Raw genomic sequence first — 14,274 nt, forward strand, 5'->3', positions numbered from 1 at the left:
CCTCTAGTTAAAGTCAGAGGCTTGAAATATTGAACTTGATTTTTTTTCATCCTCTTAAAAGGGGAGACTTAAGAGCTTATTTTTTTGGTCAGACCAAACCTATACTCCCCACACTCCTCACACTCCCTCTATATTTACGCTGAATGCTGAAATGCTTAATGCTGAAATGCTGATAGCTATTTAAAACTGCTGCAAAAAACGTAAGTCGCTGGCATAAACTCGCCGAATATCATCTATTTGATGCAACACCATGGCAAATCTTTCTATGCCAAAACCCGCGGCAAAACCTGTATATTTCTCCGAATCATAACCTACTGCTTCTAATACGTTGGGGTCTACCATCCCACATCCTAATACTTCTAACCATTTACCATTCCACTGCAAATCTACTTCTGCTGAGGGTTCGGTGAATGGGAAATAGCTGGCACGGAAACGAATGGGTAGGTCTCCGAACATTTGTCTGAGGAATTCTTTGATGGTTCCTTTGAGGTCTGAAAATCTTAGTCCTTCGTCTACTGCTAATAGTTCCAGTTGATGGAATACTGCTGCGTGGGTAGCGTCTACTGTGTCGCGTCGATAAACACGACCGGGAGCTATGATTCGCATCGGGGGTTCGTGGTTTTTCATATAACGGATCTGGACTGAAGAGGTATGGGTCCGCATTAAGTTACCGTCTGGTAGGTAGAAGGTATCTTGCATATCTCTGGCAGGGTGGTCCGGTGGTGTGTTTAAGGCTTCAAAGTTGTAGTAGTCGGTTTCCATTTCTGGACCTGTGGCGACTGTGTAGCCTAAGCCAATGAATATGTCTAGGGCACGGTCTATGAGGTTGTTGAGGGGATGGATTTTTCCTTGGGGACGATATACTCCTGGCATTGATACGTCTAGGGTTTCGGCTTGGAGTTTGGCTGCTATTTCTGCTGTTTTGAGGTTTGTCCGCTTTTGGTCTAGGTTACTCTGGATGGCTTGTTTGACTTGGTTGGCGATCGCTCCTACTTTTGGTCGTTCTTCTGGGCTGAGTTTGCCCATACCTCCCAGGATTTTGGATACTTGGCCTTTTTTGCCTAGGTAGTTAATTCTTAGTTCTTCTAGTTTTTCTAGGTTTTCTGTTGTGGCGATCGCTTCTGTTGCTGTTTGGCGTAGTTCTGTTAGTTGGGTTTCTATTTCTGTTAGTTGAGTTGCCATAGTTTGTTATTTTTTTTGTGCTTTAGTATATAGAATCTTTTTTAGTTGAATAATTAGTCATGTCTAGGGGCGAGTAAATCCCAATATAACTATTGTATCTGATTTTTTGTCAAAGTTCAACCCGATTTTTGAGTCGGTCGGGCTTTTTTTTCGGGTGCTTATCAGGATGTAGTTGGTTGAGGTGTTAACAATGGTATGGTTTGTTATTTTTTTGTGCTTTAGTATATAGAATCTTTTTTAGTTGAATAATTAGTCATGCGTAGGGGCGAGGAACCCCCAATATAACTATTGTATCTGATTTTTTATTAAAGTTCAACCTGATTTTTGAGTCGGCCGGGATTTTTTTGGATGCTTCTCAGGATGAAATGAGATAGGTGAGGATTTTAACTATAGTTTTATGTCAGTTTTTCTAGGTTTTCTGTTGTGGCGATCGCTTTGTTTGTAGTTTTGCTCTAGCCGTAATATTAAGTACTGCAAAAGTTCAAGCCTAAGTAAGAGTCTGGTGTGGATTTTTCAAGGTTTTTGTTGTGGCGATCGCTTCTGTTGCTGTTTGCCGTAGTTCTGTTAGTTGGGTTTCTATTTCTGTGAGTTGGGTTGCCATGGTTTGTTATTTTTTTGTGCTTTAGTATATAGAATCTTTTTTAGTTGAATAATTAGTCATGCCTAGGGGCGAGTGACTCCCAATATAACTATTGTATCTGATTTTTTATTAAAGTTCAACCTGATTTTTGAGTCCGCCGGGCTTTTTTGGGTGCTTATCAGGATTTACTTGGTCGAGGTGTTAACAATGGTATGGTTTGTTATTTTTTTGTGCTTTTAACTGTAGAGTCTTTTTTAGTTGAATAAAAAGTCATGTATAGGGACGAGTGACTCCCAATATAACTATTGTATCTGACTTTTTGTGAAAGTTCAACCCGATTTTTGAGTCCGTCGGCTTTTTTTGGTGCTTCTCAGGATGTAGTTGATCGAGGTGTTAAAAACAATATGATTTGTTATTTTATTTTGTGCTTTAGTAATAGAATCTTTTTTGGTTGAATAAATAGTCATGCTTAGGGGCGAGTAACTCCCAATGTAAGTATTGTATCTGATTTTTTGTGAAAGTTCAACCTGATTTTTGAGTCCGCCGGGCTTTTTTTTCGGGAGCCTCTCAGGATGTTGCAATCGTAGGGGCGGGTTCCACGTTAAGTTAATTGCATGACAAATGATTTAGATAAACCCGCCCCACCCCATTGATGAAGTCAGAATTCAGAAGTTATTTTTGTAACTGGGATTTGAGCAAGGCTCCAAAAATATTGCGCTTTAAAAAGCGGGGTTTTAGACCTATATTATTTTGATAATCTAATGCTTTACTTTTGTCTAAATAGGTAACGAATTAGTTTCAATCCCTAAGTAGGGATTTGGTTTGGGAAAGTTATTTGGTAACTGACGACTCTGCCATCTTGAAGTTTCAATCCCTAAGTAGGGATTTGGTTTGGGAAAGGCTACCTTTGATCCCAAGATATCAGAATATTCTGATGTTTCAATCCCTAAGTAGGGATTTGGTTTGGGAAAGCCTTTAATTTGTATAGGCAAACAAATCTTTGCAATGAGTTTCAATCCCTAAGTAGGGATTTGGTTTGGGAAAGTAAAGACTATAAAATTCTGCAAAAAAATGCTTCTGAGGGTTTCAATCCCTAAGTAGGGATTTGGTTTGGGAAAGCTTATTAGGATCTCTGCCTAGTTCTGAAACAGTTAGTCTGTTTCAATCCCTAAGTAGGGATTTGGTTTGGGAAAGGGAGATGTCGCCTACGACATTTCTGCTATGGTTGCAAAGTTTCAATCCCTAAGTAGGGATTTGGTTTGGGAAAGGACTGGTTTAGGAGATGGAACTCCGAACTCTGGTCTTATGTTTCAATCCCTAAGTAGGGATTTGGTTTGGGAAAGTTTCTTTTGAAACATTAGTAGAAAGATACCTTAGTGTTTCAATCCCTAAGTAGGGATTTGGTTTGGGAAAGTCAAGAAACCGTTGACGACGACGGTAACATAATGTTTCAATCCCTAAGTAGGGATTTGGTTTGGGAAAGAATTTCAGTTGTGAAAAACAAAAAAGGTGATAAGTACTAGTTTCAATCCCTAAGTAGGGATTTGGTTTGGGAAAGAGCTACGATCTAGAAGCACCACACAGCAATGGTTCCAGACCCCCCCCAATATACGCTTCCCTTTGATTAAAATGTCAACAAGGCAAATTTTGCCAAAATGACAAGGCTCAAACCCTTACTATACAAGGCACATACACGGGTCAACGAGAGAATCAGGGTTACAGCGATTCTGGGAGGCGCGTATGTGGGGTACCATGCAAAGATGAAAAACCATCTTTCAACAACTCAATCCACATAAGAATTGACTAAAAAAATATTGCTATTCATTTTTCGAGGTTCTTTATGCTTTTTATCATAACTCCTACCAACAAAATTTGTCAATGAAATTTTTCGTAGCTTTATCAAGATTTATCTAAAATCTAAAATAATTAGTCCCAAAAGGCTCCACTCTTCAACTTTCCGTCATAGAATTGTGTTTGGCGAATATAGCACTATAAGAATTGGGCACGGACATTTTTCAATCCTAAAACCCTTTTACAATTTGCTATTTTCTATTCCCTATTCCCTGTTCCCTATTCCCTAGCGCCTAGCGCTATAATTCTTGCTTCAATCTTTTTTATTTTTCAAAAATGAAACTATTAATAAGTAACGACGATGGCATTTTTGCAGAAGGTATCCGGAGTTTGGCTAATGGTTTAGCAGCGGTAGGCCATGAAGTTTTTGTAGTTTGTCCTGACAAGGAACGTTCAGCCACAGGTCATGGTTTAACATTACATCAACCTATTCGGGCGGAAATAGTCAAGTCAATTTTTGATGACACCGTCACAGCTTGGGCCTGTTCTGGTACTCCTGCCGACTGTGTAAAACTAGCCTTATTTGCCTTACTAGATACTCAGCCAGATTTAGTATTAGCAGGAATTAATCATGGTCCCAACTTAGGAACAGATATTTTATATTCCGGAACAGTTTCTGCTGCCATGGAAGGAGTGGTGGAAAACATTCCGAGTATTGCCTTTAGTCTTGGTAGTTATACCTCTAGAAACTTTGAAGTTGCTGTCAATTTTGCTCAAGATTTGGTGAAAAAAATTGAAAATGAACCTTTAGCTAATGTAATGTTGCTAAATGTAAATATTCCGGCAGTTAAAGAAACAGAAATAGCAGGAGTACAAATTACCCGTCAAGGAGTTCGTCGCTATATAGATATATTTGAAAAACGGGTCGATCCACGAGGCAAAACTTATTACTGGCTAGCTGGAGAGGTACAGGAAGATGTGGAAGAAACCAACGACCACTCCTCTGTGGAAAAGTTATCAACAGATGTCCAGGCAATGCGTGAAAAATATATTACAATTACCCCTTTGCAATACAATTTCACCTATGGTAAACAACTAGGCTATATCCAAAAATGGAAGATTGATAATTTTCGTGAATAGATCACTTTTATGCAGTAGAAATTAAGGCTAAACTATAAAATAATAGGCAAGATAATCAAAATTGCAGATCGAAAAAACTCATCAAAGCATTTTAAATTCCGCACTGCGGTCACTCAATGCCGAGAGATTAGAATGGCGCTTTGGGGATTTTCTTCAAAGCATTGCGTAAGCGTTGCGGCGCGTTAGCGCGATACCGCCTGCGTTGATGGTTCTGCCGTCACGTTGCTATGAACGGTTTTCCCGACTTTTGCGGGGAATTGCCGGGCTTGATGTATCTGAGTAGTGAAAAATTTCGTTGATTGAATAAAAATTTAAGTATGAGCGCTCCCACATCTAAGAGTCATTCTGTTACCTGCCCAATTTGTCATCGCTCCAGTGCGACACAACCACTAGAAGTATTTAATGGGCTATTTACTTGTCCATATTGTCATTCCCATCTGGTTATTAGTTGGAGTGGCCATTATGTCAGGGACCCTCTGGCTCTCCAACAGCTAGATATTGGACAAATGCTGAGAAGGCAAAGTAGACCTCTGGCGAGATTACGTCGCGACCTGAGCAGGCAGTATTTACCTATAGTTGTGGCGCTCGGCAGTGTCTTATTGTTTGGAGGGGCGATCGCTTCTCTAAGTAAGTTTGATTTTCAATTTGGTATGTTTGATGGGGTATTAGAGTGGGTGCAAGAAAAAGAACATTTGAATAATGAATAATGAATAATGAATAATGAATAAGGTCTAATTGCTTATGGATAGTCAACGACCTGACACTTTGTATCTTATGACCTGAACAATTCTTTTCAAGGAGAAGGAGGAAGGAATTATGTTGTAATGACTAAATAAATCTTGCTTGAGGAGTTAATATGCTTGTGTTAGAAGAAAATGAAATTGTATATGAAATTTTACAGGAAAAAGATTTAGAACAAACTATTAATTGTTTAGTTGATGTATTTCCTAGTGCAGAACCTATTTCAAGGGCACTTAAAATTACTCCTAGTGAGTTTTATCCTTTTGCTGAAATGGTTTGCCAAAAAGCTGTATCAGAAGGATTATCTCATATTGCTAAAAATTCAGCTACTTCTGAAGTGGCTGGGTTTATTATTTCAGAGAGTTTCTCAAAGGAGTCGTACGAAGAAATAGACAAAAGTATTCCTCAGAATTTTGAGGTTGTTTTCCAATTTTTAAGAGAACTAAATGAGCAGTACGAGATGGAGAAAAAAGTCGTTAATAGCAAGATATTTCATGTCTTTTTATTGGGAGCTAGAGAACAATATAGAGGTAGAAAGATTAGTAATAAATTAGTAGAAAATAATCTTAAGATGGCAGCTCAAGCAGGATTTTCCAAAGCAATAGTAGAAGCTAGTGGAAAGATATCGCAGCACATTTGTCGGAAGTATGGGTTTGAGGATAGAGTTTCTTTAGATTATCAGACTTTTGAATATAAAGGAGTCAAAGTATTTGAGGGAATAAAAGAGCATGAAAGCTGTATTTTGATGGAGAAAGTTTTTTAAGTCAAAATTCAAAATTCAAAAGTCAAAAGTTAGAAATAAAAGAAGTAAAAAGTAAGAGATAAAAAAGTAAGAAGTAAGAAGTAAGAAGAAAATTATAGTGGTCAACAGGAGTCAAGGATTCAGTAAGTATTTATGCTTAATATTGAAATGAGGATTTGACGAGCGATCGAGGTAAATGAAGATAATTTCTATAGTATAAATACCTAAGCAAGTTACGGATTTTATACTAAATTTCATATTATGCTCTTGAAGTGCGGAATGTGGGCTAAAAAACTCAAAAAGTTAGTAGTTTAGGCAAGGGTTGGGCAGAACAATCTGGGGACAATTCTTACTCCTACCTCCTCTAAATTCTCCTAACTCCTGTCTCCTACCCCAGCAAAAAGACTTTCCATAAGCAAACCCTACTTAAAATATCACTTTTGACTTTTGACTTTAGTGAAACTGTTTTTGCTTTCTCTCGTGACTAATGCCCATCCTTTGATAGTATTCAAAACTTTCAGATTTTCTAGGGTAAGGTTATTCAAATTTGATGCTTGAACTAATAGATATGGTTGAGACTGATTTTGCCATTGTTGTTGAATTTTTTGTGGCCCTACACGCTTGATGAGGCGATCGCTATAAAAATTTAAAGAGGGACGATCTTTAGTATCAAAGGAGTAAATTATCTGACCGGGGGGTGTATATTTCTGAATCATTTCTCCGACTGGTTTGACTGGATAGTTTTCTTGCAATTCCCAGATCCAATGAGGGGAGTTAACAAAGAGTAGGAGTGAAAGATATGTTCCCCAAATCAAGATTGACAAAAACTGACGGTCTTGTTGGTTTAATAGTATGGTTACTATTGTCGTTGTCAAGGCAATAGTTATTGAGATCAATCGTAAATGTAAATCTAGTTTTGTCTGATTTTCCTCTCCGAGATGAAAAATACCGCTGGAGTAAAGCCAAGCAATCCAAGTTAGTAAGGCGAGGAGTGCAAAAATGGCTACTACTAGACGGTGATAAATAGTGGGGATACCTTTAGGATGTTTTTTACTCTCACCTTGAGTATGAGGATATTGATAAATTGGAAACCGAAAGTATCCCAAATCTACTGGAAATTGGTACCAAATTTCTGTCAGATAAGTACCGACTGCTAGAGCAAAAGCAGGATAAATAGGTAGTACATACCAGGGGAGTTTGGTATTCATTAACGAAATAGCTAATAAATATATTCCGCTCCAGACCAAGACTAATTTTCCCCAACTGAGATTCCGATTTTTCCAACTCAGATATATTCCGGGAAACCAGAAAAGTTGCCAGGGGAAAGTAGACTCTAGAATTTCCAATAAATAATACCAAATAGGTCCATCGTGACTGCCTACGGGTTGCCAAATACGTTTGAGAGATTGATGGAAAAAGTTGGCATGGAAAAATTCTATTCCGTAATGGAAAAATTGAGCTGTGTACCACAGAAATACTGGGAGCATTCCGAGTAAGATACCACTCCAAAAATATTTACAACGCAATAGTCGGGGAGTATCCCACAAGAGGAAGAAAAAAGCGATCGCTCCTAAAAGTAATCCTAAAATAATTCCTTTTGTGAGGGAAAGTAGGGAAAAACTCAGACCAATAGCTAGAGAATAACGGAGGTTACGACGCGATCGTAAAATGCACCAAATCATCAGTAGAAAAAAACAAAGTACTGCTCCATCTAACATTGCTAAACGTCCATGTCGCACGATAGGCAACAAAGTTAAGTAGACTAAAGCAGAGAAAATGGCGGGAGTGCGGGGACGAAATAATTCTCTCGCAATACTATAAATTAAGGGTACAGAGAATGTTGTGAATAAAGCAGGGAATAAACGTGTGGTTAGTTCAGTTACTCCGGCGATATTGTAGACAAAAGCGATCGACCAATGCACTAATGGTGGTTTATTCAAATAGGGAGTATTATTGATAGTTGGATAAAGCCAATTCCAATTTTTTCTGGTTATTTCTCTAGCTACTTGAGCGACTATTCCTTCATCCCAGTCTCGCAAAGGTAATGTGTCTAAATTAGTAGAAAATAATAACAATGCTGCTAATAATAAGCTGGCAATTATAAGTGAATCTATATGGGTATTTTTGTTGGTGAAAATTTTCTCAAACATTTATTCAATTCAAAAGTCAATTTGTAAGTATGATTATTATTTTCAAAGCTTAACGCTAATAATGATATAGCAATCTTATTTGAGTTGTGAAATATTGTAGATTTTAGGGAATAAGGAATAGGGAACAGGGAGTAAATTTCTAGAAAAATGGTATGAACAATAGACATCTCCTCCAAAAGAGGCAACAGGCAACAGCTCCGGAAGGCAACGGGGAACCCACCCTCGCCCCTCCCCTCCCAAAAGGGGAATAATTGATAATTTATGGATAAGAATTGATTTTATTTTTGATTATTGGAGATGTCTAATGATGTCGTGAGGAAGTTATACAACTCTAGCTTATGCTAAATAAAGGGCAAGTTTATTTTCTGGAGATACAGCACAGCAGATTCCAAGTAGATGAAGTACGGATATTAACAATTAAAGTAAGCATTCCGTAGGAAATGCTTACCAATTAAATATTTGTAGTGCAGGCATTTTGCCCGTGACAGGTGTACCTCACCAAAGTGGAATTCGCTGTATCTATTTTAGGGAATAGGGAGAAATAATTGATGATTTATGTGCGATAATTGATTTTATTTTTGATTATTTGGAGATGCCTAATACCATTTCTCACGCAAGAATGCTTAGTATGATTGGGTGGGGACCCACCCTCGCCCCTCCCCCGACCGTGGAGGGGAAGTGTGGGAAGTGTGGGAAGTGGACGGGAGGGGTTAAAAGTAGGAAAAATCTATACTAACCGACTAATAATTGTCAAAAAAAGACTTTGAATCTTGGTAAATATTTGACTATTGAAGTATAGCATTAATGCATGGGAATTGGTATAATAGAAAATCTGTATTAATATGAAGTAATTTTCTATTACTGTATAACCGAATTTTATATAAGTCCCCATCCATTTTTTCTTCCTTCTTCCTTCCTTTCTAATCCTTCCTTCTGACCGAAAAATGAAGGTATAAAGCCTCTCCATTCATGGAGAAAAAAGCGGTCTAGGAATGGCTATCTTCGGAGCGGCTCTGATAAGAGCAGGTCTCCTCGCCATATCCAATCGACAAAGAAAAGAAAAAAAATCCTTTTAGCCAATCTTCTTATTTATAAGAAGACGTAATTGTTAATTATTAATTGTTAATTATTAATTGTTGAATATGAACTTACCTGTAATTTTAGATATTGCCATTGGTTTAATTTTTATTTATCTGATTTTTAGTGTACTCGCTAGTGAAATCCAATCAATTTTGACAATAATTTTGCAATGGCGAGCCACCCATTTAAAAAAATCAATTGAAGAGTTAATTGCTGGTGAAACTCATATCAACAAAAATAATTCTAAATCTAGTACAGAAATTGAAAAAGTGCAAAAGCTAACTAAATCTCTGTATCAAAATCAATTAATTAAAAACCTTAACTATAGTGGTGGCAAAGGTCCATTAGAAAGAGGATTTCGGAAAATAATTCAGATGCTTGGTAATTTAAGTCGAGCTGTAACTGGAATTAATAATATTTTTGATGTAGAAAAAACTGCTCCTTCTTCTATTCCATCAGATACATTTGCTGCCAGTTTAATTGATACTTTGAAGCTGCAAGAATTAATGCAAATGATTAGTGAGGATAAATTAAGAGATTTTACCGATAATATTTTGGTAAAGATCAAGAAAATATTAGATAAATTGAATATAGAAGACACCAGTCAACAGAAAAAAATTCAGGCTGAATTTGAGAATTTGCATCAAGAGTTGAATCAAAATATTCAGGATTATAAAAATAACTTAGCAAATCTTGATTTAACATTGGATAGAACTTTAAATAAGCTAGATTTATACACAAAAAATCTCTAGAAATTTTGCCAGATAAACATAGTAAAGAATTTAATAGCCAAATAAATTTAGTCACACAAGTATTAAAAATCCCCATGAAAGAAAAGTTTTAGTAACTGAAATGGAACCAAGTGCCTCTAATTTATTAAAATTTTTGAGAGAGATAATGGAAATGGGAAAAGCTGCGCAAACAGATTTGCAAAATAATAAGAAGGAAATTCACCAAAAAGCTATTGAAATGATTGAATTATTGCCTGAATCTTTACGAAAAAGTTTATATATTTTAGCAAAACAAGCGACAACAAAAATTTCAGTAACAGGTAATGCTTTACATCAGTTTCAGAAAGAAATTGAGATATGGTTCGATAGTGGAATGGAAAGGGCTGCTGGTGTTTATAAGCGTAATGCTAAAGGAGTTGCTTTTTTGATTGGTGTTATTATTGCTATAGTTGCCAATGTTGATACATTAAATATGGTTGATAATTTATCAAAAGATTCTTTAATGCGGGCAACAATTAATAGTTATTCCCAGGAATTAATCAATAATAATTCTAATCCAAGTGAGTTAGAAATAGGAGATATTCAAAATCAGGTAAATGCAGCATTAGAGAATTTAGAATTACCTATTGGTTGGGGTCAAGAACAAACAAATAAAACCTCAGTTAGTAAATCAATTACTTATTTAGAAGGATTAAAAAAAATATTGGGTTGGCTAATTAGTGGCATAGCTATATCTATGGGGGGGCATTTCTGGTTTAATTTATTAGAAAATATTTATAGGGTTAAAAAATGAATTATTGAGGAGACAGGAGACAGGAGACAGGAGTCATATCATGTCCGGTTGAATACTGATAAATAAACAACTGAGGAGTCAGGAGTAGGGGCGAATGGCATTCGCCCCTACAGGAGTCAGGAGGGAAGAAAGAAGCAAGAAGAGAGAACCAGATCAGGCAATGCAAAATTTTTCCTTCCTTCTTCCTTCTTTCATAACACAATTAAAAAATAAAAATAACTTGTAAATGCCAATCTAAATCTTGACGAATAATTTCTATTCTACTGATAAATTCGCGCAAGTAAAATCTCCTTTCTGACTCTGATAAATCCCACCAAAATTGGGTTATGCAAACCGCTTTGGCAGTCTCTAATAAATTGACTGGTGGTAACTGGTTAAGTTGACTTTGTAATTGAGCAATTTCTGTTCTAATTTTGTAAGTACGGAGTTCAGCAGTTTCTCGGTCAAGAATGCCATTTTCCGTGAGATTTGGTAGTTGAAAAAGAATATCTTGCTTATCAGAAATATCCTGTTTAATTGTACTCTTAATTCCATCCATATTTGGCATTTCTAAAGCAGCGATCGCCGATGGTAAATCTCGACAAATTATTTCTATAGTTTCTGCCAAAATTTGTTGATAATTTAAAGCTTTACATTTTGGTTTGCGGGAACAACTTTTGGGACGCAAATAGAGATATTCTTTCTCTTTGCGAAAAGTAGTAACTTTTGCCGTAATCATTGGAGACTGACATTCTGTGCAGACAACTAAACCTGCTAGAGAATGGGGGGCGCTGGCAGTGCGCGGTGGCATTCGGCGGTTGCGTCGGAGCAAACGTTCGACTTGAGCAGCTTCTTCTCTAGAAATTATGGGAAGATGAGTATTAGAGATGACTTCATTATTTTGATATTGTAAGTCACCACGATAAACGGGGTTGGTTAACCAACGTCGTCCAGTGGTAACGGAGATTTTTTTGCCGTATTTTTTCTGAATATAGCGAACAGCACCGCGCAAGGAAGCAAACAGAAGGAAGTTTTCAAAGAAGTCTTTGACAACGGGAGCAGCACTTCTGTCCAGGGTGTAACGGTCCTTACCTCGGCGATATCCGTAGGGTGCTTTACCTGGTGGGGGTATGGCTTTAATGCGGTTGCGAGCATGGGCAGTGCGAATTTTGCGACTATGTTGGTTTTGGCGAATTTGGTTGAGGAGTCTGAGTAAGTCTATTTTGCTTGGTGAGGTGCTGCTTGGTGAGTTGGGGTTGATGTTGATATCTGAGTCGAGGGGAATAATTTGAATATTGAGAGATTCGAGTTGGTTGAGGCGATCGCATACTTCTTCTACAGAGTCTCCCAATTCTTCAAGTTTACGAATTAAGAGATAATTAACTGCTTGAGTTTGACAGTCGAGTAGGAGTTGTTGGAGTTGTTGGCGATCGCCTAAGTCGTGATAAATATGGTCAACTTCCCACCCCCAAGTTGTGCGGTCTGGGGCAGTTTCAAACAGGGGGTTTGTATATGAATAGGCAATAATTCTCACAGATTATCTTACCGAAAAATTCAGGTATAAAGCCTCTCTTTATAATTGATAATTGACAATTGATAATTATCAATTTTTAAAGACATAATTATCCATTATCAATTAATGAACCCATCCTCTTAAATTGATAAGAAGAGGTAATTCTAAATTCTAAATTCTAAATTCTAAATTCTTTAATGTTGACTTAATTCTATAATATTACCGTCGGGGTCTTGAGTAAATAATGCAGCTCTACCGGAAGCACTCATTTGAATAGGGGAATTATTTGCTAGTAGTTGTGCTTTAGCACTATCTATGTCAGCTACAGAAAATGCTAAATGTCGGTTTCTGCCCAATTTTTCTAAATTTACTAAATCTGAAATTATTTCTGAGGATACTATTAGATGTATTTGGAAGTTGCCGACTTGATACCATGTACCGGGAAAATTGAGGGAGCGTTCTACTTTTGGGAGTTGGAGAATTTGACCATAGAAATGTTCGGCTTTTTCAAGGTCTGAAACTAACAGAGCGGCATGGAGATATTGAGTTATTTGCATAGTTTATATTATGGATAAGTGGTTGGTTATTTAGTAAGCATTTCCTACGGAATGCTGCGCAAACTGCTCTTAGCAGTCAGCGCTTTGAGCGAATAATAAATAATTCTTTCTCAGGTTAACTATCTATGAGCTATTAGCTTAAAAAGGTAGTGTTAGGTCTCTGTTTCGGAGCAGTCCGGACCGAAAAGTTTGGGTTGCTCATCCGCGACACGGGAGCAAGTCCTTTAATTTTAGAAGGGGTTGCTTCCTAGCCTTTTCATTCCGGAATAGTTTTTCAATGAGCAGATTTTAATAGTAACTTTTAATTGTCTATCAGTCATTTAATTTTAGGAGGGATTGCTCTCTAGTTTTTATGTTCCGGAATAGTTTTTCAATGAGCAGATTTTAGTAGTAACTTTTAATTGTCTATCATTCCTTTAATTTTAGGAGGGGTTGTGCCCTAGTTTTTCAATTCCGGAATAGTTTTTAAAGGAGCAGATTTTCATAGTAACTTTTAATTGTCTATCAGTCATTTAATTTTAGGAGGGGTTGCTTTCTAGCTTTTATGTTCCGGAATACTTTTTCAAGGAGTATATTTTCATCGTAACTTTTAATTGTCTATCAGTCATTTAATTTTAGGAGGGGTTGTGCCCTAGCTTTTATGTTCCGGAATACTTTTTCAAGGAGTATATTTTCATCGTAACTTTTAATTGTCTATCAGTCATTTAATTTTAGGAGGGGTTGCTCTCTAGTTTTTATGTTCCGGAATAGTTTTTCAATGAGCAGATTTTAGTAGTAACTTTTAATTGTCTATCATTCCTTTAATTTTAGGAGGGGTTGTGCCCTAGTTTTTCAATTCCGGAATAGTTTTTCAATGAGCAGATTTTAGTAGTAACTTTTAATTGTCTATCATTCCTTTAATTTTAGGAGGGGTTGTGCCCTAGTTTTTCAATTCCGGAATAGTTTTTAAAGGAGCAGATTTTCATAGTAACTTTTAATTGTCTATCAGTCATTTAATTTTAGGAGGGGTTGTGCCCTAGCTTTTATGTTCCGGAATACTTTTTCAAGGAGTATATTTTCATCGTAACTTTTAATTGTCTATCAGTCATTTAATTTTAGGAGGGGTTGCTCCTAGGTTTTTCGTTCCGGAATACTTTTTCAAGGAGTATATTTTCATCGTAACTTTTAATTGTCTATCAGTCATTTAATTTTAGGAGGGGTTGCTCCTAGGTTTTTCGTTCCGGAATACTTTTTCAAGGAGCAGACTTTAACTGTCTATCAGTCATTTAATTTTAGGAGGGGTTGCTCCTAGGTTT

General features: G+C 36.9%; 9 protein-coding genes and 1 CRISPR repeat array. Of the genes, 5 read left to right on the plus strand and 4 right to left on the minus strand.

Annotation, left to right across the window (positions count from 1 at the left end; translation table 11 throughout):
- Window positions 1-180: 180 nt before the first annotated feature.
- A complete protein-coding gene (pheS, locus tag SAGCYANO_RS04170) occupies window positions 181-1,182 on the minus strand; it encodes a phenylalanine--tRNA ligase subunit alpha (RefSeq protein WP_202218926.1) in 1,002 nt (333 codons plus the stop codon).
- Window positions 1,183-2,557: 1,375 nt separating this feature from the next.
- A CRISPR array of direct repeats spans window positions 2,558-3,320; the repeat unit is 36 nt; unit sequence GTTTCAATCCCTAAGTAGGGATTTGGTTTGGGAAAG.
- Window positions 3,321-3,889: 569 nt separating this feature from the next.
- On the opposite strand from pheS, the gene surE reads away from it, so the two are divergent.
- The 3 genes from surE to SAGCYANO_RS04185 all read left to right on the plus strand — a co-directional run bounded on the left by surE (window position 3,890) and on the right by SAGCYANO_RS04185 (window position 6,197).
- Window positions 3,890-4,693 carry a 5'/3'-nucleotidase SurE gene (gene surE / locus SAGCYANO_RS04175; RefSeq protein ID WP_202218927.1) on the plus strand — a complete coding sequence of 268 codons (804 nt, stop codon included), beginning with the start codon at window positions 3,890-3,892 and terminating at the stop codon, window positions 4,691-4,693.
- Window positions 4,694-4,992: 299 nt separating this feature from the next.
- Complete coding sequence (locus tag SAGCYANO_RS04180) at window positions 4,993-5,400, plus strand: hypothetical protein (protein ID WP_237395746.1); 408 nt, start codon at window positions 4,993-4,995, stop codon at window positions 5,398-5,400.
- A gap of 149 nt (window positions 5,401-5,549) precedes the next feature.
- A complete protein-coding gene (locus tag SAGCYANO_RS04185) occupies window positions 5,550-6,197 on the plus strand; it encodes a hypothetical protein (RefSeq protein WP_202218928.1) in 648 nt (215 codons plus the stop codon).
- Between the two features lie 413 nt (window positions 6,198-6,610).
- Here the strand turns inward: SAGCYANO_RS04185 and SAGCYANO_RS04190 are convergent, their stop codons facing one another.
- Window positions 6,611-8,326, minus strand: coding sequence for a glycosyltransferase family 39 protein (locus SAGCYANO_RS04190; protein WP_202218929.1), 1,716 nt, complete (start codon window positions 8,324-8,326; stop codon window positions 6,611-6,613).
- A 1,142-nt stretch (window positions 8,327-9,468) separates the two neighbouring features.
- Here SAGCYANO_RS04190 and SAGCYANO_RS04195 point away from each other — a divergent pair.
- Entirely contained in the window at window positions 9,469-10,158 is a 690-nt protein-coding gene (locus tag SAGCYANO_RS04195) for a hypothetical protein (RefSeq protein WP_202218930.1), read from the plus strand.
- A 151-nt stretch (window positions 10,159-10,309) separates the two neighbouring features.
- Window positions 10,310-10,930 carry a hypothetical protein gene (locus SAGCYANO_RS04200; RefSeq protein WP_237395747.1) on the plus strand — a complete coding sequence of 207 codons (621 nt, stop codon included), beginning with the start codon at window positions 10,310-10,312 and terminating at the stop codon, window positions 10,928-10,930.
- 202 nt (window positions 10,931-11,132) lie between these two features.
- On the opposite strand, the gene SAGCYANO_RS04205 is transcribed toward SAGCYANO_RS04200, so the two are convergent.
- Together SAGCYANO_RS04205 and SAGCYANO_RS04210 are read right to left on the minus strand one after the other, a co-directional pair.
- Window positions 11,133-12,443 carry a recombinase family protein gene (locus SAGCYANO_RS04205; protein WP_202218932.1) on the minus strand — a complete coding sequence of 437 codons (1,311 nt, stop codon included), beginning with the start codon at window positions 12,441-12,443 and terminating at the stop codon, window positions 11,133-11,135.
- A gap of 173 nt (window positions 12,444-12,616) precedes the next feature.
- Window positions 12,617-12,979: a VOC family protein gene (locus tag SAGCYANO_RS04210; RefSeq protein WP_202218933.1), complete on the minus strand. Its 363-nt coding sequence runs from the start codon at window positions 12,977-12,979 to the stop codon at window positions 12,617-12,619.
- Window positions 12,980-14,274 lie beyond the last annotated feature (1,295 nt).

Origin of the sequence: Okeania sp. KiyG1, assembly GCF_014132355.1 — a bacterium.
Classification (GTDB): Bacteria; Cyanobacteriota; Cyanobacteriia; order Cyanobacteriales; family Microcoleaceae; genus Okeania.

Coding starts and splice junctions, on each gene's coding strand:
- SAGCYANO_RS04185 (WP_202218928.1), top strand. CDS start 5,550: ATGCTTGTGTTAGAAGAAAATGAAATTGTATATGAAATTTTACAGGAA.
- surE (WP_202218927.1), top strand. CDS start 3,890: ATGAAACTATTAATAAGTAACGACGATGGCATTTTTGCAGAAGGTATC.
- SAGCYANO_RS04195 (WP_202218930.1), top strand. CDS start 9,469: ATGAACTTACCTGTAATTTTAGATATTGCCATTGGTTTAATTTTTATT.
- SAGCYANO_RS04200 (WP_237395747.1), top strand. CDS start 10,310: ATGGGAAAAGCTGCGCAAACAGATTTGCAAAATAATAAGAAGGAAATT.
- SAGCYANO_RS04210 (WP_202218933.1), bottom strand. CDS start 12,979: ATGCAAATAACTCAATATCTCCATGCCGCTCTGTTAGTTTCAGACCTT.
- pheS (WP_202218926.1), bottom strand. CDS start 1,182: ATGGCAACTCAACTAACAGAAATAGAAACCCAACTAACAGAACTACGC.
- SAGCYANO_RS04190 (WP_202218929.1), bottom strand. CDS start 8,326: ATGTTTGAGAAAATTTTCACCAACAAAAATACCCATATAGATTCACTT.